Source organism: Bremerella cremea (genome assembly GCF_003335505.1).
Classification (GTDB): domain Bacteria; phylum Planctomycetota; class Planctomycetia; order Pirellulales; family Pirellulaceae; genus Bremerella; species Bremerella cremea_A.
Map to the genome: position 1 here is coordinate 1 of NZ_QPEX01000035.1, position 20,414 is coordinate 20,414.

General features: G+C 52.0%; 22 protein-coding genes. 18 read left to right on the plus strand and 4 right to left on the minus strand.

The window, feature by feature from the left end; genetic code table 11:
- Positions 1-1,324 (minus strand): DUF3987 domain-containing protein (locus DTL42_RS17865; RefSeq protein ID WP_114370508.1); only part of this gene is annotated, 1,324 nt, incomplete at its 3' end.
- A gap of 406 nt (positions 1,325-1,730) precedes the next feature.
- Here DTL42_RS17865 and DTL42_RS17870 point away from each other — a divergent pair.
- Positions 1,731-3,386 carry a hypothetical protein gene (locus DTL42_RS17870; protein WP_114370510.1) on the plus strand — a complete coding sequence of 552 codons (1,656 nt, stop codon included), beginning with the start codon at positions 1,731-1,733 and terminating at the stop codon, positions 3,384-3,386.
- Position 3,387: 1 nt separating this feature from the next.
- On the plus strand, positions 3,388-3,726 hold the full coding sequence (locus DTL42_RS17875; protein ID WP_114370513.1) for a hypothetical protein: 339 nt from the start codon (positions 3,388-3,390) through the stop codon (positions 3,724-3,726).
- 441 nt (positions 3,727-4,167) lie between these two features.
- Here the strand turns inward: DTL42_RS17875 and DTL42_RS17880 are convergent, their stop codons facing one another.
- Positions 4,168-4,692, minus strand: coding sequence for a hypothetical protein (locus tag DTL42_RS17880; protein ID WP_114370514.1), 525 nt, complete (start codon positions 4,690-4,692; stop codon positions 4,168-4,170).
- Between the two features lie 615 nt (positions 4,693-5,307).
- Here DTL42_RS17880 and DTL42_RS26060 point away from each other — a divergent pair.
- The 4 genes from DTL42_RS26060 to DTL42_RS17895 all read left to right on the plus strand — a co-directional run bounded on the left by DTL42_RS26060 (position 5,308) and on the right by DTL42_RS17895 (position 8,225).
- Entirely contained in the window at positions 5,308-5,967 is a 660-nt protein-coding gene (locus DTL42_RS26060) for a hypothetical protein (RefSeq protein WP_147274330.1), read from the plus strand.
- A 434-nt stretch (positions 5,968-6,401) separates the two neighbouring features.
- Complete coding sequence (locus DTL42_RS17885) at positions 6,402-6,812, plus strand: Imm39 family immunity protein (protein ID WP_114370516.1); 411 nt, start codon at positions 6,402-6,404, stop codon at positions 6,810-6,812.
- Positions 6,813-7,324: 512 nt separating this feature from the next.
- Entirely contained in the window at positions 7,325-7,708 is a 384-nt protein-coding gene (locus DTL42_RS17890; protein ID WP_114370518.1) for an HNH endonuclease, read from the plus strand.
- A 1-nt stretch (position 7,709) separates the two neighbouring features.
- Positions 7,710-8,225 (plus strand): SMI1/KNR4 family protein, encoded by a 516-nt coding sequence (locus tag DTL42_RS17895; protein WP_158545442.1) that lies wholly within the window; start codon positions 7,710-7,712, stop codon positions 8,223-8,225.
- On the opposite strand, the gene DTL42_RS17900 is transcribed toward DTL42_RS17895, so the two are convergent.
- Positions 8,222-8,554, minus strand: a complete 333-nt coding sequence (locus DTL42_RS17900; protein WP_114370522.1) for a hypothetical protein — start codon at positions 8,552-8,554, stop codon at positions 8,222-8,224. The genes DTL42_RS17895 and DTL42_RS17900 overlap by 4 nt on opposite strands.
- On the opposite strand from DTL42_RS17900, the gene DTL42_RS17905 reads away from it, so the two are divergent.
- From DTL42_RS17905 to DTL42_RS17940, 6 genes are all read left to right on the plus strand, one after another.
- Positions 8,528-9,865, plus strand: a complete 1,338-nt coding sequence (locus DTL42_RS17905; protein ID WP_158545443.1) for an RHS repeat domain-containing protein — start codon at positions 8,528-8,530, stop codon at positions 9,863-9,865. The genes DTL42_RS17900 and DTL42_RS17905 overlap by 27 nt on opposite strands.
- A 353-nt stretch (positions 9,866-10,218) precedes the next feature.
- The gene (locus DTL42_RS17910; RefSeq protein ID WP_114370526.1) at positions 10,219-10,884 is read left to right on the plus strand and encodes a hypothetical protein; all 666 of its coding nucleotides are present in this window, start codon (positions 10,219-10,221) and stop codon (positions 10,882-10,884) included.
- 331 nt (positions 10,885-11,215) lie between these two features.
- Positions 11,216-12,571: an RHS repeat-associated core domain-containing protein gene (locus DTL42_RS17920; protein WP_114370530.1), complete on the plus strand. Its 1,356-nt coding sequence runs from the start codon at positions 11,216-11,218 to the stop codon at positions 12,569-12,571.
- 29 nt (positions 12,572-12,600) lie between these two features.
- Entirely contained in the window at positions 12,601-12,996 is a 396-nt protein-coding gene (locus DTL42_RS17925; protein WP_114370532.1) for a hypothetical protein, read from the plus strand.
- 997 nt (positions 12,997-13,993) lie between these two features.
- On the plus strand, positions 13,994-14,215 hold the full coding sequence (locus tag DTL42_RS26585) for an HNH/ENDO VII family nuclease (RefSeq protein WP_199590169.1): 222 nt from the start codon (positions 13,994-13,996) through the stop codon (positions 14,213-14,215).
- Positions 14,216-14,220: 5 nt separating this feature from the next.
- The gene (locus DTL42_RS17940; protein ID WP_158545444.1) at positions 14,221-14,697 is read left to right on the plus strand and encodes an ankyrin repeat domain-containing protein; all 477 of its coding nucleotides are present in this window, start codon (positions 14,221-14,223) and stop codon (positions 14,695-14,697) included.
- 4 nt (positions 14,698-14,701) lie between these two features.
- Here DTL42_RS17940 and DTL42_RS17945 read toward each other — a convergent pair whose 3' ends face one another.
- Positions 14,702-14,935 carry a hypothetical protein gene (locus DTL42_RS17945; protein ID WP_147274331.1) on the minus strand — a complete coding sequence of 78 codons (234 nt, stop codon included), beginning with the start codon at positions 14,933-14,935 and terminating at the stop codon, positions 14,702-14,704.
- Positions 14,936-15,136: 201 nt separating this feature from the next.
- Here DTL42_RS17945 and DTL42_RS17950 point away from each other — a divergent pair, with 201 nt between their 5' ends.
- The 6 genes from DTL42_RS17950 (at position 15,137) to DTL42_RS17975 (ending at position 20,233) form a co-directional block, all read left to right on the plus strand.
- The gene (locus DTL42_RS17950; RefSeq protein WP_114370541.1) at positions 15,137-15,451 is read left to right on the plus strand and encodes a hypothetical protein; all 315 of its coding nucleotides are present in this window, start codon (positions 15,137-15,139) and stop codon (positions 15,449-15,451) included.
- A gap of 186 nt (positions 15,452-15,637) precedes the next feature.
- Positions 15,638-16,756, plus strand: coding sequence for an ankyrin repeat domain-containing protein (locus tag DTL42_RS17955; protein ID WP_114370543.1), 1,119 nt, complete (start codon positions 15,638-15,640; stop codon positions 16,754-16,756).
- A 317-nt stretch (positions 16,757-17,073) separates the two neighbouring features.
- Positions 17,074-18,120: a WG repeat-containing protein gene (locus DTL42_RS17960; protein ID WP_114370545.1), complete on the plus strand. Its 1,047-nt coding sequence runs from the start codon at positions 17,074-17,076 to the stop codon at positions 18,118-18,120.
- A 255-nt stretch (positions 18,121-18,375) separates the two neighbouring features.
- A complete protein-coding gene (locus DTL42_RS17965; protein WP_114370547.1) occupies positions 18,376-18,816 on the plus strand; it encodes an RHS repeat-associated core domain-containing protein in 441 nt (146 codons plus the stop codon).
- 242 nt (positions 18,817-19,058) lie between these two features.
- Positions 19,059-19,397 (plus strand): pre-toxin TG domain-containing protein, encoded by a 339-nt coding sequence (locus DTL42_RS27180; protein WP_114370549.1) that lies wholly within the window; start codon positions 19,059-19,061, stop codon positions 19,395-19,397.
- Between the two features lie 314 nt (positions 19,398-19,711).
- Positions 19,712-20,233 (plus strand): SMI1/KNR4 family protein, encoded by a 522-nt coding sequence (locus DTL42_RS17975; RefSeq protein ID WP_114370551.1) that lies wholly within the window; start codon positions 19,712-19,714, stop codon positions 20,231-20,233.
- Positions 20,234-20,414: the final 181 nt, after the last annotated feature.

The following is a 20,414-nucleotide window of genomic DNA, read 5'->3' on the forward strand; positions in this document are numbered from 1 at the left end:
AGATGTGTATAAGAGACAGGGGGCGTTCTGCTGGAAGCGTTTGAACGTAACGGGGCGGGGCGGCACCCGGTTGTTGAGAGAGAAGCTGATGCGTGGCGAGGGCGTGCGGGATGAAATAGCGGGCAATCGCGATGGCGGCTTCCATGGTTTGCTCGCTGATTTCGAGTTCATTGGCATCGTTGATGCTGTGCAGAATCGCGGCGATGCGCAGCGTGTTGCCAGGCAAGTGATCGGCCCAGGCCGCCAACATTTCGAGCGGACCGTCGATTTGCATCATCGTTTCGACTTCCGCCTGCCAAGCTTCCCACCGCTGCCGTGCGGCGCTGGTTAAGGTGAACGTGATATCAAACTGGCGGGCGGCAAGCGAGCGGATGAGCGTATCGTATTGCTGCAGAACTTCGCCTGGAATCGGCTGCGGTGGGGCAGGGAGTTGCGTGGGATCTCTGGCAGGCCAGGCGAACAAAAACGCATCGAGCACGCCACGGGTTCGGCGCCCCCGGCCATGCCGCAGGCCAGCTACCTCCGTTTCGGCCAACATGGCGGAGCAGGTGATCGCCGAGCGCCGCACAAAGCAGCGTTCGCCGCCGCGCAGATCGAGCGTTAGTTCTTCCCCGCGATAACCTTTCCGGTACAACGCTTGCTCGGCCAGGCTGCGGCGCGAGGTGCTACCAGAAAGCAAATCGCGGGCGGCCGAGTCGGTCGAGAACCGCGCGAGCCGCCCGTTTTGTGCGGCCAGCATGGTGCTTAGTTTCTCGGTGGTGGTGTCGTCGAATAGCAGCCGAGGAAGCGCTGGCACACGGTTTTCATCGACTTGTTTCGAGAATTCGATTGCTGCTTCACGATACTTTTGGATGTCACCGGCGGCCTGCTTTTCGCGTTGTCGGAGGCGAATTTTCGCTTGCCGTAAAATCGATTGGGCCTCGATGCGAGGGACGCGGGCCTGATCGATTTGCTCTGCTTCAAGCGACTGCAGCGGCTGCTTGGCCTGGGCGAAGACGTCAGCCTCGCGGCTGAGTCCTTGCGTGATCGAAGCGACGAACAAGGTGGCCGGCTGTTCGGTCCCTGGCCGCGCCGCCACCCGAAACCGGCCTGCGATCGCCGCACTGCAAACCCCCAGGCAAGTCACCGCAGCCAGATCGACCAACGTCTGCGTGGCAACCGCCGCCGCTTCGACATAGGTCCGCAACCTCGCAGGCAACGCCTCGACCGGAAAGCGACCTTGCCGCGCCGTCGCGGGCATGTCTGGTGAAAGGGAATCGCCTGGCCCACATGCGGCAGGCTTGGCCAGTTCGAGGTTGGCAATAACCGGTTCTGACAAACGCATCGCGAAATTCTCTGCGGGTGGAAAGGCCTGATATAGATGAGCTTCGTTTGCCCGTTTTCGCAAAAGAGTGTTCACCCGTCGAGCATTTTTTTTGGGGGCAGAAACTGGAGAGAGTCTTGTAGGGTGCGTCTTGACGCACCAAGCCCTGCGAGTCAGGTTAGCAAGAAACCGACCGCGTGGTAACGCACAATGCGGTGTATTGCGTTACCACGCGATTTGTAGTCGCAAGCGGTTCAGCAAACTCTGGTGCGTCGAGACGCACCCTACGAGACTAGGTTGGCAATAACCGGTTCTGACAAACTCGCACGATTGCGGTTGGTGATGCACTGCGGCGGAAGTATATTGGGCTCGCCAATATGGGCATAATGCTAGCGGGCACGCTTCATATTCAGGGAAGGGGAATGAGATGCGTCGATTTTGGGCCGGTTGCTGGGTGATGGTGTTGGTCGGGCTGATGGGCTGGGCTGGTTTTGTGTGGGGAGAAGAGGCCGAAGAGCGGCTGGAAGCGCGGATTTTTTTTACCGAAGGGGCAGGCGGGCCGCTACGAGAAAGTGCCGAATTTCAAACCGAGGAAGACCCTCACGCCTTCTTATGGATCACCGGGCTACGTCCTCGCCCGCAAGATCATGGCCGAGCAAGCATCGCAGGGATGCTAAGTGCTTATAAGCCTGACGGCACGTTGCTTACGGAATCCCCTTTCAGTGCTGACAAGTATATGGAACTGCTAGGCCCCGGTGCTGAAGTGATTTATTTACAGACGAACGTCAACGGCAACGATTATTCGTCTGGCCCGCATAAGATTGTGGCCGAGGTAGTGCATAACGAAACTGGCAAGCGGGTGACTGCCTCGCGCGAATTTTTTATTAAGCCGGTCGAGAAGCTATCGATCATTCAGTATGAATTTGGCTATAGAAGTGACAAATCGATCTCCCCTGGTATGTTCCTCCAAGCAGGCCGCCCGCATGTTTTGAATCTTCAGTTACTGAAATTTGGATTGAAAGACGGTCAGGCTCGCCTGCGGATTTCGATGATGGGATGCGACCAGCAGGGCCAGCCAATTCAAGCCGAGCCCATGGTGCAAGAGAGGCAACTCACGGCTGAGATAGAAGAAGGGCACTACCTCATCGGCAAACTCTCGCTTCCCTTTGTCCCCAATCGGGCTGGCCAGCACTTTATCCGCGTGACGGTTGATGACTTAAACAGTGGCGAGAAAACGACACGCGACATTCCTTGCCCCGTGGTCAGCGTGTTTGGCGACGCTGAGCAAGCGGTGCCAACGCCGCCGCCTGGTTTGCTGTGGTTAGAGGCCTGTTTAACCAATGGCGAGCATGGTTCGCTTCGTCAAGGTAATACTTACTACGCCAACGATACCATCTATTCCCAGATACGCATTGCCGGGCTGAAGACGAACGCTCATGGTATCGGCAAGCTTGCCCTGCGTGTGACGGTGAGCGATGAAACCGGCCAGCTACTTTTTGAAAAGGAAGTCGAGGAGTTACCCTATCATCTAATGCACGATCGCAACGTGTTCGAGTTTTCTTTCTGGCAGAAAACCAATTTCCCAGAAACGTTGTCTGGCCCGGTAACTTGGACGCTGCAAATTACCGACCAGATAAGTGGCGCCACCGGTTATCTCTCGAAAGAAGTGGTGGTGAACCCTGACACGCAGTTGCACGCCACGGGGTACGAGTTTTACCTGTGGGAAGACTCGGATATCCCCGCTGGCAACCTATTTACCGTCGGCAGGCCGTACCACCTGCGCGCAACTGTGGTTGGGACGGAACTCAAGAACTCGACCCGCGACATCGAAGTGAAAATGATCGGCGTCGACCGCCAAGGCAATCGCCTGTCCGACTTCGAGCTAAGCACTTCCCAACCAATCGCCTTCTCACGCTTTAGCGAGCCTGCCAAAAACCTAGACATAAAACTACCATTCCGCCTCAACCGCAGCGGCAAATACGCCCTACGCCTGATCGTGACCGACAAACACAGCGGCCAAGTAACCTCAGAAGACATCCCCATCGAAGTCGTCGGCCTCGGGCCGAATGACTTGAAGGAGTGAAATGACGAAGTTGTTCATCGTTTTGCAGTTCGCATTTCTCTTTTTCACACTAGCGATCTATGGGACGACGGTTGTCCCTGGGCATCCGCTAGAGAGATATCGCTTGGCGATTTTCATGAGCATGACAGCAGTGTTTGTCATGTTATGCGTCTTATGGTATCTGTCAGGTTTTCACGCTCGAATAGCGCTGCTTATTGTCTCCCCACTCATGACAATTCAGGCGGAGCTACTAAGTCCTTCCGCCATGGCAATCGCCTATTCGGTCGAGGCCATTGTGCTGATGTGTCTGGCATTCTTCTGTGTCATGAGGAATGTCCTTTCTCTTTCTCCCGGCAGATGATGGGGTTATGGCTGCCTGAGCTCGTAATTCAGCATGGCAACAGCGAGGTCGGCTGAGGAAGCCAGGGTGCCATGCTGCAGACAAGCCAAATCACTAAGCAGCAGGCAACCCGTCTTTGCTGGCATTACGCGTCTACTGCATGCTCACGCAGACGTGAACATGGCACCCTGGCCTTGCTCCTCGGGTGCCCCGGGCATCTTGCCCGGGTGGTCCTGCGAACCGGGTACCCACTTCGCACGGGCAGGCAGGATGCCCGTGGCACACAGATTTAGCCAAGTAGGCTGGATTAGCCAGCAAAGACAAACTGGCGACCGGCTTCCGGCTCTCGTGTACGATACAATCAGCAACGCAAAAGCCAAGCAAGAGGTTGCCTGCCGATGATTTGGCTACGGGCGGGTTGAAATCGCTGGGTTACGCTTTTGCTAACCCAGCCTACCGAACTTAGTCACGCACCTCTGAACCTCGTTGTGGGTGCTCTAGTTTTCGGTAGGTAATCTCCGAATCCTTGGCGAAGCAATTATCGAGTCCCTTTTCCTTCAAGAACTTGAAAAATGAATCCTCGTCGGCATCTAAGCGGGCACGCTGATAGCTGTTTCCATACAGATTTCGATCGACGATCTTGCCCGAGATTGTTCCGGTTTTCACGCCCTGCCGAAAGACCTCGGGGTCTGGACGTCGAAGTGTAATGATGCCGTCTGTAAAGTTGCTGACCACGAAAAAGAAGAACTCATCGCTTTCCCCAGGAATTCTAAAAAAGACAAACGTACGGTTTTCATTAGTTGTTAAGACAGCCTCAGAATTAATCGCAACATATTGCCCTCTCTTTTCATCGAATTCCAAGAACCCGATAAGTAGACGATTTTCGAACTTCTTTATGTGGATCAACTCGCCGTCTGGTGATTGCCAGACGCCTGTTAACTGATCCTGTAATTGACGTTCAATGGGGTTCCCGTGAGGAGATGTCACGGAGGGGGTCACACATCCTGCCAGGAATGTTATCGTTAGTAATGCTAATAATCTCATCGTGCATATGACCTTTGTCATTCGGACTATTTATTGATGCCAGCGCCGGTAATCCAACATGGCAACGGACCGAATTGCCACGAATCCGGGGCTTCCGCTGGCCGCCCCTCTTGGATTGATGGCGCAGAAGTCAATAATCAGCCAGGGTGCCATGCTCATGTCTTCATGAGCATGCGATGCTGCAGACAATTCCCTACTTATTCCCAAGAGCCAAATCACTAAGCAGCAGGCAACCCGCCTTTCCGGCATTACGCGTCAACTGCATGCTCACGGAGACGTGAACATGTCACCCTGGCCATCGTGTAAGATACAATCAGCAACACAGAAAGCCAAGCAAGAGGTTGCCTGCCGGTGGTTGGGCTATGGGCGGGTTGGAATTGCTGGGGTATGCTTTCGCTAACCTGGCCTACCGGACTGAATACGTAAGCCCTGCGGAGCAACGCAGATCGGTTGCTGCAAACGATAGGTAACTCAGCTAGGACTCACTGGCCCTCTAACGATCTTCAACAATATCGAGTTCGAAGCCGCGGTCGACGACAGCCGGGATAATGTAAACAAATGTCTGATACACTTTCTGCAAATATTGATTGGTGGTTATTTCGTATCAGCTTTTCATTTGGCGCGGCAGGTGGAATCGCTTTTTCCACTATGCTCTATCGCCCGTTTACAGTGTTCCCACAATACATCGGTGAACATCCGACAACCCACTATCTGCCTGCTGTACCAGGTGCAATGATCCTTGCTTTGTCCTGTGGCTTTGCGTTTACCACGTCCTTAGTGGCACTTGCCATTAAAACAAATGCGTGCAATTATCTTGTGTCGTGTAAAGCACCAAGAAATGCGAAACTTCTATGCACCTTTTACATGGGGCTGTCGATCGCTTTCACAATCTGTTTCATGGCGAGTTTGGATTCGCCAAGTGACTGGCCGTTTTGGCCTGTCGTTTTCGCCTGGAGTCTCGGGGCATACTGGGGACTGGGGGATTCACACCCAATGAGAATTGTTTATCAGCGACTGATCTTGCTTTCCCCTCGGCCTATTTGGATTGCATCCTATTGCTTGCTGCTAACAGGAAACACTATTGGCATTGTATTAACAGGCGGTAGTGAATTGACTGCATTGCAGTATGTCTCATTTGTTAATATCACCATTATAAGTGTATTGCTTGGTGTTGGCCTGATATTCCTCTCTGAGAGGGCTCGCAAGAATTTTCCCTGAAGATGGCAGGTGCAACTTCGACTTTGCTCGATTTAGCGGTAAGTTTACATGGCAATCGCCGGGTGCCCCGGGCATCTTGCCCGGGTTTGGATGCCGTTTCGCTTTTCTGAAGTCCATGACTGCTAGAGGCAAACTGGCCACGGACTGCATAGCAGCAGAAACCCGCCTGACTCTGCCGCTGCTAAATTGCCTAGTTGGGCACGTCCCTGCTTCCCAAGACACGGGCCAGAGGCACCGTGACACACCGAGAGGTGTCATTAGGCAGTACCATGCGTTAACACGCAATTTGTAGGCGCAAACGGTTCAGCAAATTCTAGTGCGTCGAGACGCACCCTAAGGGACTATGAGAAGAGATGGCGAGACACTTATCGGCGGCTATTTGGGCAAGACAAGTTCCCGGGCAATCGTGAGCATTTGAGAGGAGGAGGCGGTTCATGAGACCTGACATCTGTGTGGTTCTAGGTGGTGTTGGCTTGATTAAAGGCAGCATTCGCCATGCCGGTCCAGTAATGGTAGAGATTTCTCAAGAACTGAATCCTTATTTGGTAAAGGATAAGTTCTTGGCAGATGCACCGTTTGATCTACTCAGCGGTATCATTCGTTATGGAACAATGTTCGACCCCCATGCTGAAGTGGGCCCAATCGACAAACGCAATAACGAACTGCCGTTTGCAATGGAAATCGAATTGGCACCCCTAAAACGTGCATCGAGGGAAGAGGTAAAAGCTGAATTCCTGAAAGCTTTGATTCCAGCCTTGTTCGCAATCTCATTAGAGTACGAGTTGCCGGTTAGCGGTCTGACAGCATTCGCCGAGTCAAAGGGCTTTGCAATTTCAAAGGATTAAGGTTCGATAATCCAATGGCGACGATTTCCGATTAAGCAATTTGCTACGAGAGAGGCTCTTGCGATTGAATTCTCTCTGGATGCCTCGGGCCCGTGTCTTTGCCGCACCAGTTACACCGTCTACCAGTACGACCTGTTCAACCGGCTGATCGGGCGAGAGCTTGATAGCGACGGGGATGGCATTGTCGACCTGACCGACACGACCAGCGTCGCCAACCGAATCGTAGAAGAATCAGATTCGGCCCATGGTTGGGGTAAATTCGCGGGAGCGTTTGGAGCAGAAACTCTTGCTGGGTTCGGAGCTGCCGAGCTTGTGGAATGGGCGGGGGGACTATTCGGTAAAGGAGCCAATGCCCTAGACAAGGCGGCTGATACGGCCAAGGCAGTCAATCTAGTTAACAAGGTGGCAGAAGGAACTGCCAAGGGGTAGGGCAAGGGCTTGCCAGGGAAGCATTAGAAAATGTAGATTGTCCTACGAATGGAGTTGCACCAACAACAAATCCTAGAACTCGCTTGCCTCGTACTCAAGGTCAGTGGGTGGATGGCACACCGGGCAATGGGGTATGGCGGTCTGATATTCCAGAGGTTAATGCCATCACTGGTGGCAAGCCTGTTCAGTTTGTGAATGGTCGCCCGGTCTTCACGCCTTGGTCGAAGGGACAGGTCAAATTCAAGCCTGGACAGCTTGATGGCTCACAAGCTGATTTCAATGCAGTGTATGACTACATTGCCAAGCAAAAGGGCTTGTCGAGTCGAAATGCCGCTAAGAACTATCTGCGAGAGGCTGGCCTCACTCCTCATCACTTGGACAACACAGCAATCCAGTTAATCCCGTCCGATCTTCATGGAAACATTCCACACATCGGTTCGGCGTCGGACCTTAGAGGGGGATTCTAAAATGGCTTTCGACAAGCTTTCACAACTTGGGCCACGATTGCTTGGTGAGAAGTCCAGCGACTCAGAAGGTGCAATCAAATCAGCGGTGCAAGTTCTACCGATTTCGGACAGCTATCGAGAGATGCTGCTGACATTTGGAGGTGCAGTTGTCTTCGACAATGGGGCGAAGTTTGCATCAGATGAGAAGTCGCCTCTGAATGACAAAGATGGCTACCAGAGCCTTGAAGTTCTTTATGGCTTGGGCAATGGAAAGAACTGTATTGAGCAGAAAGCTGCACAATATGCTGGTGAACTGCCAACCTCATTTGTGCCCATTGGTGAATCGTCGGGTGGGAACTTGATCTGCGTTGATGGTGATGGAGCCGTTCATCTGTGGAACCATGAAAGCCAACGAGGTGAAGGGACGTGGCGAATTGCAGCTTCCATTGACGAATTCGTGAATCGGCTTGAACCGGATGATTCGGAAATCGGCAGCACCGAAGGAATCATCGAATCGGAATCATTCCTCGACTTCTAGTTCTTCGGCTTCTGCATCACGGTCTTCGTACGGGTGGCACTGGCGAATGAAACCTCTCTGTGTGCCACGGTGCCTCTGGCCCGTGTCTTTGATGCACCAGTTACACCGTCTACCAGTACGACTATCGCAACCGCCTGGTCAGCGTGACTGACTTCAATGTTTCGGACGTCAAGCAGCAGCAGGTGGCTTATACGTACGACCTGTTCAACCGGCTGATTGGGTGAGAGCTTGATAGCGACGGGAATGGCACTTTCGACCAATCTGGCACGTTTATCTACGATGGCGACCAGATCATTCTTCAGTTGGATGACGCAGGCGATGTCGAGCATCGTCTGCTGTGGGGGGCGAATGTCGATCAGCTTCTGGCCGACGAGAATTCCTCAGGCGACGTTTACTGGGCCCTGACCGATCATCTCGGCTCGATTCGTGACTGGGCGGAATACGACGACCTGACCGACACGACCTACGACGCCAACCACATCACCTACGACGCCAACCACATCACCTACGACGCCTTCGGCAACGTGCTAAGCGAGACCAACGCCACGCTTGACATCGCCAACTTCGGCTTCACCGCCCGTTACTTCGACGAAGCAACCGGCCTGCAATACAACACCAACCGCTGGTACAACGCCCAGCTAGGCAGATGGATGAGCCAGGACCCGATTGGGTTTGAGGGAGGAGATGAGAATCTTTATCGGTATGTGGGTAATGGGCCGACGATAGCAACGGACCCGAGTGGTTTAGCGGAGGGGTGGGAGTGGAACTGGCACCACTTGTTAGACCGAGCGATTTTTAACGAGGATTTCATCACAAAATATGGCCTAAAGATCAACATTAATTCAGCAAAATACGGCTGGATGCTTCGCGCAAAGGATCATACATGGACGGGAGGTATTCATCCTGAAGGCTGGAGTCGAGATTGGAAAGAGTGGATTAGGCAGTATGAAGAAAAAGGCACAATCATTACGAAGGAGATGATTGACGACCAACTGAAAGAAATGGTCTCCAAATATAAGCTAGATGAGCTTGGGTTCCCTGCGAAGTATTCCTACGAACAAGCTGATAAAGCGTACAAGGTAGCTGAACGAATGGCACGCAGTCGCGCTGCAAAAGAAGCAGCAGAAAAACTGACTAAAAAAGGATTGCGGAAGATTGGCAAGAAAGCTCTCGGAGCTATTCCGTGTATTGGTGCTGTTACGATTCCGTTTGCATTACAAGAGAACGTGCAAGCGAAGGGTATTTTCTGCGGAACAGTCCAGACCGGCCTTGAAAACACCCCAGTTGTTGAATGGGTGCTTCTCGCGGGGGGAGACGAGTATATTCCTACCGATGAACAGGTCCGCAATAAGATGCAAGACCCCAACAATTTGCGTCCCGGCCAGGAAGAACGTGACAATGCCGAACGAGGTTACGATCGCCTAAATGCCGAATGGATTATGGAGCAATTACGAAAACAGGAAGAGTATAAAAATTCGCTTCAAAGCAAGTATGACGAATATGAGAGTGACATGAAAATGCTGCGTTTCATGGAGGCGAGACTTGCTAGTGGCGAGATCAATCGTAACGGCAATGAGTCCGAGTATGAAGCCGCTATTAGGAAAGACGTTGAAAACCTTCGCCGGAAGTGGGGCATATAGTGTAAAATGGCCTTCATGATATCTTGTAGGCGGAGCAATAATCGGAGAATTTGTGGCCCGGCGTGGAAGACGCTTTAATAAAGCCAGTGAACCAATTGGGTTTGGCCCAACGGCTTTGAGAGATGGTGAGATTACTCAAGCAAACAGTGATCGTTGGATGCACGAATTCTGGCGGGAATATCAAGACGAACTGAATCAAGTCTGGGGCGAACGTGAAAGGCTTGTCAGAGGGATTGATGGCTTGGCCCAAGTCGCCATGCGATTTGAAAATTGTCCGGTTGCATCACCTGTTGGAAATAAATCTCTCTCGTCATTACATCATTCCCATTAAAGCATAAGAGTTTTTTCAAGCGATGAAATTCTACACGATTACATCCATTTCCAACTTTATCGGCAATCCTAAAATTAAGACATTTCATGCCGATATGTTTCATGGACTGGCTGAACGAGACGGAAAGGAATATCCACACGATACGATTGTTTTTGCCAATACAGATTCACCGAGCCCTCTTTTGATTTCTCGGACCGTGCGGCATATTCCTGATATTTGTCGACCAAGCAGTCACTTAGTTGTCTCCCAACGCTACGTCAAAGAACTGGAGCAACTCCCACACATTCGTCTCATGCCTGTTACGTTTAAGCGCCTAGTGGATGTCGATTATGCTAAGGGTGACATGTCATGGGATGAAAAATGGGGCCCCGTCGATCCTTGCGAACTTTTGCGAACTCTGGCTGATGTTTCAGAGTTCCATAAACGGATTGGACACTACAGCGAGGTTCAATGTTACCGCTGGCGAGATGCTGTTGAGAAATACCCAACAGCAAAAGAGATTACCATTGAAGAAAGGACACCGCCACTGCAACAGACTAGCGTTATCAGACTATCAAGCAGTATGCTAGAGGACTTTCCGATCATAAATTTTGGAGCATCTATTGTCTTAAGCAAGTGCGCGTTTCAAATACTTTCCAAAGGAATTGATCGAGATTTTTTCATCATCCGAGAGTATCCTTTGGTCTAATTCCCACTCAGCATTGTGGTAGGCTTCGTTAGCGATAGCTTAGCCCAACGAAGGCAAATCGGAAACGTGCATCAAGCCTGCTTCTGGAGTGCAATCCGGCAGGTGGCACTGGCTGCCAAAGAAACCTCTCTGTGTACCACGGTGCCTCTGGCCCGTGTCTTTGATGCACCAGTTGCTTCGTCTACCAGTACGACCTGTTCAACCGGCTGATTGGGCGTAAGCTCGACAGCAACGGGGATGGATCGTTTGACACGACTGGGCACTTCATTTACGACGGCAATCAAATCATTCTTCAGCTGGATGACGCAGGCGACGTCGACCATCGTCTGCTGTGGGGGGCGAATGTCGCTCAGCTTTTGCCCACGAAAACGCCTCAGGCGATGTCTACTGGGCGCTGACCGATCACCTGAACACGGTCCACGACTGGGCCGAGTACGACGACCTGACCGACACGACCAGCGTCGCCAACCACATCACCTACGACGCCTTCGGCAACGTGCTAAGCGAAACCAACGCCACGCTTGATACGGCAGGCTTCGGCTTCACCGCCCGCTACTTCGACGAAGCCACCGGCCTGCAATACAACACCAACCGCTGGTACAACGCCCAGCTAGGCAGGTGGATGAGCCAGGACCCGATCGGGTTTGATGGGGGAGATGAGAATCTTTATCGGTATGTGGGGAATGAGGTTACTGTGTTTACGGACCCGAGTGGACTTCAGCCTCCCCAGGCAACGAGAACCTGGGTTGGCTTGGGATGGGACTGGGGTGTATACGCGATGGACCAGGGAATGATGGCGGGGGTTCCAGGGTATATGATCTATCGCACGTCGCAAGACACTGCAGACATGGTTATTCACGATGGAGGTACCGTATATAAAAATACTTCTCATATGCCACTTACGCAACGTTCTTATGTGATTTGCGGGCTCCTGCTTGCAAATATGACGGGCGTGCGAGGGATTTCCGATGCAGGAAGCCCGTACGATGCCGTGGATGCACATAGGCAATCTGTTTGGGAGCGAACGAGTGACGGAGTCGTTGGTACAGCCCAACTGGGGCTTACTGGCTTTGGATTGAAGGGGACGATCTATCGTGCTGCCCCGTTTACGCGATCCCCGTTTACGCGACAGAGTCCTGGCGGGAGGAGTGCTAGTAGTTTCCGCCCTGCTTATAGAAGCGAGCCCAGCTTGATGGATGAAGGGGCGATGACAACTAGAGAAGCGCAGTTCAATGCAGATCTTCGCAAATTCTTGAACTCACCAGAGTCGAAATCGGCAAGCAGGAATCCTGCATCGTCAGGGACAAAGGGCCTTGCCAGGGAAGCGGCAGGAGATTTAAATTGCCCTACGGATGGAGTTGCCCCAAACAGCGCACCACATTTCTCCGGTACTGATAAGCCATGGATCAGTGGGGCGACGCCAGATTCCAAATACACGCATATCGGTCCGGACGGAAAAGCCGTTCAGAATGCCATTTATGATTCGAGCGGAAATGTCATTGGGCATGTCGATTTCAAGAATCACGGCCTCGGAGCTACTTCAGGTCACGGGCATCAGTTCCCTGTCCCCGGCAATCCCGCATCAGGCCACGGTCCGGGAAAGCCACACATTCCGCCCAGTCAATTACCACCGGGTTGGTCCGATCTGCCACCAGGAGTGCAGCCACGTACACCTATTGGCCAGTAGAGCAAACACATAATAGATTGGTTTCAGACATGACAGCGTATACACAAGATGGCTACGACGGAGTTCTAGCGCGGTTCTATGGGTTTTGTGACGGAGTAATCCGCACGGTCTTGTTGCAATTCGATGAGAATGGGACTCGAAGCGTCGAAGTCCACGTAGCTATTCGTGACTCCGAAACCGACGAGAACGAAGGTTGGGTATGCGTTCGCATTGTGGTACGAGGTGTCTCGGATTTCGGAGTCCGAGAAAGCTCACGCACACCGATTCAGGTGCTTTCGCAGGGCATCCATCTTCTGTGTGTTGCAAACCGGGTCGGCATTGAATTTGGTGGTGCAATCGACCGCCCCGAGTCGTTTGAGGCATTCCATTCGTCCGATGGATTCGCAATCGGACGAGATGTTGAATTTTATGTGGAAGCCTATTGATTCATTGTTTGATCTGTGGAAAAAGGTGTCAGGACTGAATGGCACTGTTAAAACCAAGCCCACGCGTAAGTTGATCTTAGCTTGAGCCGGAATTCTTTTTATCCCCGACCAAGCTTGAGAAAAAAGTGCCAGGGCTCTTTCCCCCTTCTCCTCAGGTGCCCTGCAGCTAACGATCGCTGGTAACTACATTGGCACCAACCAAGCGGGGACTGCGGCAATCTGCAACGAGACTGGTGTGCATCTTACTGATGGGGTGGCAAACGCCCTGCTTGGTACCAATGCCGATGGTGTTAGCGACGATCTGGAAAAGAACATCATCAGTGGAAACACGAACTACGGCGTCCGCCTTCATGCCGACGGGTGGCACTGGCGAATGAAACCTCTCTGTGTGCCACGGTGCCTCTGGCCCGTGTCTTTGATGCACCAGTTACACCGTCTACCAGTACGACTATCGCAACCGCCTGGTCAGCGTGACTGACTTCAATGTTTCGGACGTCAAGCAGCAGCAGGTGGCTTATACGTACGACCTGTTCAACCGGCTGATTGGGTGAGAGCTTGATAGCGACGGGAATGGCACCGTCGACAAGGTTGGCCAATGGCGACCTGAGCGACACGACCAGCGTCGCCAACCGAATCGTAGAAGAACCGCATTCGGCCCATGGTTGGGGTAAATTCGCGGGGGCGTTTGGAGTAGAAACTCTTCCTGGACTGGGATCTCCAAGCATGCGGAATGGGCGGAACTATTCGGTAAAGGCGTCAATGCCGCAGACAAGGCGGCTGATACGGCCAAAACAGTCAATCAAGTTAACAAGGTGTCCGAAGGCACTGCCAAGGGCAAGGGCTTGCCAGGGAAGCATTAGAAAATATAGAGTGTCCTACGAATGGAGTTGCCCCAACCACAAAACCAAAGCCTTACAGCAATCCACGCAACCGTCCAAAGTACGCTGAAGGACAAGTTGAGAAAGTTTGGGAGAATGCGAAGCAGGCCGATGGCAAAGTGTATGATCCAAATACAGGTGCAGAGTTGACGTGGGATCCGACGAAGCCAAGAACTCGACAGTGGGATATGGGACACAAGCCCGGTAAGAAATACGCCGATCTCCACAAAGACTACATGGATGGCAAGATCACGAAGGAAGAGTTCCTTCGGGAATACCGAGACCCCAACAAATATTGGCCGGAAGATTGGCTTGAAAACCAAAGCCACAAATGGGAGTGATGCGGATGGTTGATTTTTTTCAAGCTGTGCGGCGAGATGGGCATGGAGCTTTGTCCTCGCTTAATGAACTCGATGACGTAAACATCAGGAATGATGATGGCGAAAACCTCTTGCATGTTGCAATTGCCTACTCGAATGTCGATGCTGCCGTTGACCTTATCCAGCGAGGAGTTGATGTCAACGCTCAGGATCGAAAGGGAGCAACGCCGCTGCATTACGCTGGTGCCCACCAGAATGCGATGGTTGCTCAGCAAATACTCGACCACGGTGGTGATTTCGGGGTTGTGGACGAGCATGGGAATACGCCACTTTGGACGGCCGTGTTCAACGCAAGAGGCAAATACGATGTCGTGAATGTGCTGTTAGCGAAAGGTGCGGCAAAAACCGCACACCAAAAGAATAGACATGGGCGATCACCAATCGACTTCGCCACGCAGATTGGTGACACGGAATTGGTGAAGCTGATGGAAAACAACTCCTGAGTCACTACGTCAGAACACTCGGCTTCTGCATCACGATCTTCGCAGGCTCTGCCGGTTTGAACGGTTGCAGCTTGTCCGGTTGAGCAGGCTTCCACGGCTTGCGGTGTTGTCTCTTGTCGGGCGGTACGCCTGACGTCGGCGGCTTGGGCTTTTTGCTCAAGCCCTTGTTGACCGCTGAATCCTCGGCAACGGGTTCATCTTCGACAGCCCGATGACGGCATTCTTGTCGTTGAGCCAAAGCCCTTCGCATTGCCGCCGCTGTCGCTCTGCCAGCCATTCGTGAAACGTCTTCATGCCTGGTATCTACGCGCGGGCTGGCCCTTTCCCGTGCGTACGTGAGCGATTGGGATGGGCACAAAGAAAAAGAACCGGGCGAAGCCGATGCAGGGGCCAAGGCGACCACCTTTCGCACCAGCTTTTTTTTCCTTCGATTGATGCAATGTTCTTTTGGTTACAGCCTTCGGCAGGTGGTACTGCCCAATGGAACCTCTCTGTGTGCCACGGTGCCTCTGGCCCGTGTCTTTGCTGCACCAGTTACACCGTCTACCAGTACGACCATCGCAACCGCCTGGTCAGCGTGACCGACTTTAATGCTTCGGATGTCAAGCATCAGCAGGTAGCTTATACGTACGACCTGTTCAAACGACTAATTGGCCGAGAGCTCGACGACAGCGGCGAATGTCGATCAGCTTCTGGCCGACGAGAACGACGGGTCTGGCTGCGGTTTCGATTCCTAGAAGCTTACGCCTGGTAGAAGAAGTTGGGCATGTCCCTGCTTCCCAGACACGGGCCAGAGGCACCGTGGCACTCCGAGAGGTTTCATTAGGCAGCGCCACCCGCCGCAGACATCAATAAGATTGTGAAAAATGGTATAACCTTCCGGAAGCTTTGCAATTCTTTCCATCCATGCCCACTTTCCGCAATTTGTGGCTTATTGCACATGTTCCTTGAACCCTTAGAAAAATACCACGCTCTCCCTAGAGTGCTCACAGCCAATGACTCACTGTTCCGCGAACAAGCCCGAGCCAACTGGGCCAGGTTTGTTAAGCGGCTCCGAAAACCTAGAAGGCTCGATGACCACTTTTTTCTGATCGTAGAGATCGACTCGCAGATCATCTACTTGGATCAGGTTAGCTGGTTCAATTCTAAACTTGCCGGGCGTGATGCCTTGGAGCAAGTATATCGCTCCTTTCCCGAGGAATATGCCAGAGAGAACGTTATCGATTTCGGCTACCTCGAGAATGGCTTAGTCAAGGAAAGTCATTGGCTCACGGCCGTTTATTTTTCGAAGTACGATCCGGATGACATTTGTGACGATTTCGTGTTACCGGCTCAAATGGAACTGCCGTCAGAGCTCTACGAGCATTACCTAGCCATCGCGCAGCACGACCCATCGGCAATCGAACGAATGGGACAGTTTTCGCTTGCCGAAATACATAGCGTGCCGTTTAGAATGACCCATTACTACCTGGACGAGTTTTGCCCTTTGGGATATGCCGTGGCTTGTGAGAATATTGCCTACGTTACTGCAGCTCACGGCCAGGTTCAATTTGCTGACTGCAGGTCGTACTTAGACCTGGGCCTCTCCCACCTCGCTATGATTTATGGGAGCTGTGCCATGCTGCAGTCCGTGCTTGCCGGCGGGGGCGTGATCAACGATCTTAACGAGGATGGTTACACCCCCCTCGAATTTGCTGTGGGGCATCGGAAACTTGAGCATGTAGACTGCTTGCTTTCCCATGGCGCCGATCCAAATTTTGGAATCGCACCCTCTGTAGCTGAAGTGGAGCATGCCGTAACACTTAAGGAGATGACACCGTCCATGTATCAGCGTCTGAGAGACGCAGGGACACGATTTGATCTTCGCGAAAACCACTACCTTTGGACTCCTTTGCACTACAATGCAAAGCGGTTTCGGCGCGATACGTTCATTCAAATGGTGAGGGATGGCCTCAATCCATACGCGGAAGATTACGAAGGAGAAACTCCGTTTGACAAATTGAGGAAAGATGTTCCCGAGGAAATCTTCCAAGAAGTTTACCGCAGTTGCCTGGGCTAGTTGCTCCTTGGATGTATGAACAACGCCGGGTGCCCCGGGCATCTTGCCCGGGCCTAGCTACGGTTTCGATTCCTAGAAGCTTACGCCTAGTGAAAGAAGTTGGCCATCTCCCTGCTTCGCCAACACACGGGCCAGAGGCACCGTGGCACACCGAGAAGTTTCCTTGGCAGCCAGTGCCAGCTGCCCGAATTCTATGAAGCGGGAGAAGCCTATCACAAAGCCGTTGAGAGAAAACTACAAATCAATCAAGATCGATTTGAGAGGATCATGGAAATCCAAAATGGGGGACCGGTTCCGAATAATGCAGGAGGTCGCAAATGATAACCAAGAAATTGGCAACTAAAGATCGGGATGAATGTTCTGTTCTCTTGCCTATTAGAATAAATGATCGATGGGGCTACATTGCTCCTGACGGAACGTTAGTGATCGAGCCTCAGTACGACTCGACCGGGGCATGCCTCGAAGGTCAGCCGTATGCAGTGCAAGGAAACGAAATCCTTATTTTATCACACGAGGGTAACGTTAAAGCGCGTGTTGAAGACAGCTGGGCGATGCACTCATTTCAATCCGGCCTTCTCGAGATCGAACGAGATGGAATGTCAGGGTTTTGCAACAATCGAGGCCAGATTGTCATTGAACCACAGTATGAGTTTGTTAGTTCTTTTACGGCACACGGTTGTAGTGTCTGCTGCTCCTGGCCATCGAGCGATCGTTGGTATCGCATTCAACCCAACGGTGAACGATTCAATGACCTTGAGTATCGTCTGCTTCGCCCGATACTTCGTCATGAAAACGCTGCTGGTGCAAAACTTATAGAGCTCGATCGTTTTGTCATTGTTAATGGGACAGGCCAACCGCTAGCAATGACCCAATATGCCGATGTACGCAGTTTTTCTGAGGGGCTAGTTCCGGTTCGATTTGCAACTGGCTCACAGAAAATGGGGTGGATTGACGATGACTTGAATGTAGCAATGCCAGGTAAATTTGATGATCTCGGCGATTATTTTTCCGATGGTGCGATTCCTGCATGCGAAGCGGGGCTTTGGGGGCTAGTAGATCGCGACGGCGTATGGCTCGTCAAACCAAGTTTCCGATTCATCGGAAACGGAGGCAAGGGGTTCTGGCCTGCTGCCATTGATAAGCAAACCGTGGGAGATCTCGGCGAACCAGTCAACTCTGTAATGACTGTCATCGATCGAAAAGGCGAGATAATGACGGAGCCACGCTTTTCTCTAGTTTACATCTATGACTGGGAGATAGCACGATTCTCTTTACCCCGGCCAGCGAGTAGTTCTCTCAGAGCCTCAAAACATTTCGGATATATAAATGGCAACGGTGAAACGATTTGGACTGAGGGGCATTAGCAGCCCGTTGAGAAACTCTCGTCTCCCCGGCGGATGCCACTCAACGCTGGTAACGATTTCTCACCGCGGGCGGGTGGCACTGGCCAATGAAACCCCTCCGTGTGCCACGGTGCCTCTGGCCCGTGTCTTTGATGCACCAGTTGCGTCGTCTACCAGTACGACCAATTCAACCGGCTGATCGGGCGTAAGCTCGACAGCGACGGGGATGGAACCGTCGACCAGTCTGGAACGTTTATCTACGACGGCGACCAGATCATGCTTCAGATCGACGACAACGGCGAAGTCGATCATCGTCTGTTGTGGCGGGCGAATGTCGATCAGCTTCTGGCCGACGAAAACGCCTCAGGCGATGTCTATTGGGCCCTGACCGATCACCTGAACACGGTCCACGACTGGGCCGAGTACGACGACCTGACCGACACGACCAGCGTCGCCAACCACATCACCTACGATGCCTTCGGCAACGTGCTAAGCGAAACGAACGCCACGCTTGACACGACAGGCTTCGGCTTCACCGCCCGCTACTTCGACGAAGCGACCGGCCTGCAATACAACACCAACCGCTGGTACAACGCCGAGCTAGGTAGGTGGATGAGCCAGGACCCGATTGGGTTTGAGGCGGGGGATGAGAATCTTTATCGGTATGTGGGGCATGAGGTTACTGTGTTTACGGACCCGAGTGGTCTGGAAGAATGAAAACCTGGATTTGGTGCGTGGGGAATAGGATTAGCAGAATGGTGGTACGTAGAGAAGGATCCAATAAGGAATCAAAAGTTTAACCGCAATCCACCACCACCGAAGTCGCCGCCGAAACGTGGTAGTCTAGCGTCAATTCGAGAAGATTTGGCAAGCCAAGACGCCGGGTGGAAGGCGCTTGATGAATTGAGCAGGGAAAATTATCGTGAAGGCGTCCAAACAGCCAAAGCGTTTCAGCGCGAATGTATGGACAACATGCAAGGGGCAACGCCTTTACTAGTGCTATTGAAGCAGCCTCAGGAAAAGAGGCTATAACAGGTAGAGCTCTATCAGGGACAGAGCGTGGTTTTCGTGCACTTGAGGCTGGTGCTGGTGGGCTTGGTGGATTCGCAGCAGCCACTAGTGACTTGGCTCGATCCGGAACTAAAACGCGAAAGGCGCTTGACAATGCTGCCGACGCAGCTGAAGATATCGCCGCAATTAACCGGGTGGGCTTAACGCTTACTCGTGAAGCAGGCTGGAACGCTAGGGATTTTGATCGAAAACTGCGTGCTTTGCAGGATTTGGCAGAACGAGGATAGCTTTGCAAGGCTTCCGGTACTTCCGCTTTAAGGAAAGGCGCTACAGGGCAATATAAAAATGATCTAATAAGACGTGCTTACGAGACCTTTGGTAAGACTGATCCTTCAAAGGCAGAGCGGCTGGCGGATCGCATTCGCAGTATGCATGCGGATCATATCCAGGATTTACAATTGTCTGGCTTGGACGATGCGTCGAATTTGTGGCTATTGGATATGGATGTGAATGTTGGCCTTGGTCGCCAGATATGGCAACAGATCAAGGATCTTCCTGATGGCACAATAATTCACCAAGTAAAATCTTTGGAGTAAACATTATGTCATGGCGAAAAAAATTATTAACTACAATCGAAGATTCGAAAACGATACCAGCACTGAAAATTGTATTCCGATCTGCACAGCCAGCTGATCATAAATTCATCATGCAACTGCAAGAGAAGTATCCATTTATTGATGATGAATACTGTCAATTTCTGGCCATAACTGACGGCGCCAGTTTGTGGGTGTATGAATTGTTTGGAAGTGGAATGTCAAGGATTCCAGCAATCGAAGGAATAATACATAGGTGGCGGACAAACACAGAGAATCTACAGGTGTTTCCATTCGCAGAAGACCCTGACGGCAATTGCATTGCAATGCGAAAGAATGGTAATATCATCCAGTATAGTTATAAAGATGAGTTAGACTCCGATTGTATTATTTTAGCCAATTCCTTTAGTGATTTCCTAGGTGATGTATTAATGGGAAAGGATTTCTATTCGTTGTTTGACATTCCAGCAACTGAAATTAAAAACAACGAATGGCTGTACTATTTGGATCGGAAGGGCTGGCTGAATTAGCAGCCTGTTGAGTGAGAAAAGAGTGTCAGGACTGAATGGCACGGGCTTAAGCCCAGCAGCCCGTTGAAAAACCCTCATCTCCCCGCTATTCTCCAGCAAGACTTTCCCATTGCAAAGGATGGATGATGGCTTTAGGAAAACGAGGCTGTGAAGCTCAGGCGGCTTGGGTTGCTTCGACCGA

What these genes read in the sequence shown, in the direction of transcription:
- DTL42_RS17870 (WP_114370510.1), top strand. Translation starts at nt 1,731, where the DNA reads ATGCGTCGATTTTGGGCCGGTTGCTGGGTGATGGTGTTGGTCGGGCTG.
- DTL42_RS17875 (WP_114370513.1), top strand. Translation starts at nt 3,388, where the DNA reads ATGACGAAGTTGTTCATCGTTTTGCAGTTCGCATTTCTCTTTTTCACA.
- DTL42_RS26060 (WP_147274330.1), top strand. Translation starts at nt 5,308, where the DNA reads ATGTCTGATACACTTTCTGCAAATATTGATTGGTGGTTATTTCGTATC.
- DTL42_RS17885 (WP_114370516.1), top strand. Translation starts at nt 6,402, where the DNA reads ATGAGACCTGACATCTGTGTGGTTCTAGGTGGTGTTGGCTTGATTAAA.
- DTL42_RS17895 (WP_158545442.1), top strand. Translation starts at nt 7,710, where the DNA reads ATGGCTTTCGACAAGCTTTCACAACTTGGGCCACGATTGCTTGGTGAG.
- DTL42_RS17900 (WP_114370522.1), bottom strand. Translation starts at nt 8,554, where the DNA reads ATGCTCGACATCGCCTGCGTCATCCAACTGAAGAATGATCTGGTCGCC.
- DTL42_RS17910 (WP_114370526.1), top strand. Translation starts at nt 10,219, where the DNA reads ATGAAATTCTACACGATTACATCCATTTCCAACTTTATCGGCAATCCT.
- DTL42_RS17925 (WP_114370532.1), top strand. Translation starts at nt 12,601, where the DNA reads ATGACAGCGTATACACAAGATGGCTACGACGGAGTTCTAGCGCGGTTC.
- DTL42_RS17940 (WP_158545444.1), top strand. Translation starts at nt 14,221, where the DNA reads ATGGTTGATTTTTTTCAAGCTGTGCGGCGAGATGGGCATGGAGCTTTG.
- DTL42_RS17950 (WP_114370541.1), top strand. Translation starts at nt 15,137, where the DNA reads ATGTTCTTTTGGTTACAGCCTTCGGCAGGTGGTACTGCCCAATGGAAC.
- DTL42_RS17955 (WP_114370543.1), top strand. Translation starts at nt 15,638, where the DNA reads ATGTTCCTTGAACCCTTAGAAAAATACCACGCTCTCCCTAGAGTGCTC.
- DTL42_RS17960 (WP_114370545.1), top strand. Translation starts at nt 17,074, where the DNA reads ATGATAACCAAGAAATTGGCAACTAAAGATCGGGATGAATGTTCTGTT.
- DTL42_RS17965 (WP_114370547.1), top strand. Translation starts at nt 18,376, where the DNA reads ATGCTTCAGATCGACGACAACGGCGAAGTCGATCATCGTCTGTTGTGG.
- DTL42_RS27180 (WP_114370549.1), top strand. Translation starts at nt 19,059, where the DNA reads ATGTATGGACAACATGCAAGGGGCAACGCCTTTACTAGTGCTATTGAA.
- DTL42_RS17975 (WP_114370551.1), top strand. Translation starts at nt 19,712, where the DNA reads ATGTCATGGCGAAAAAAATTATTAACTACAATCGAAGATTCGAAAACG.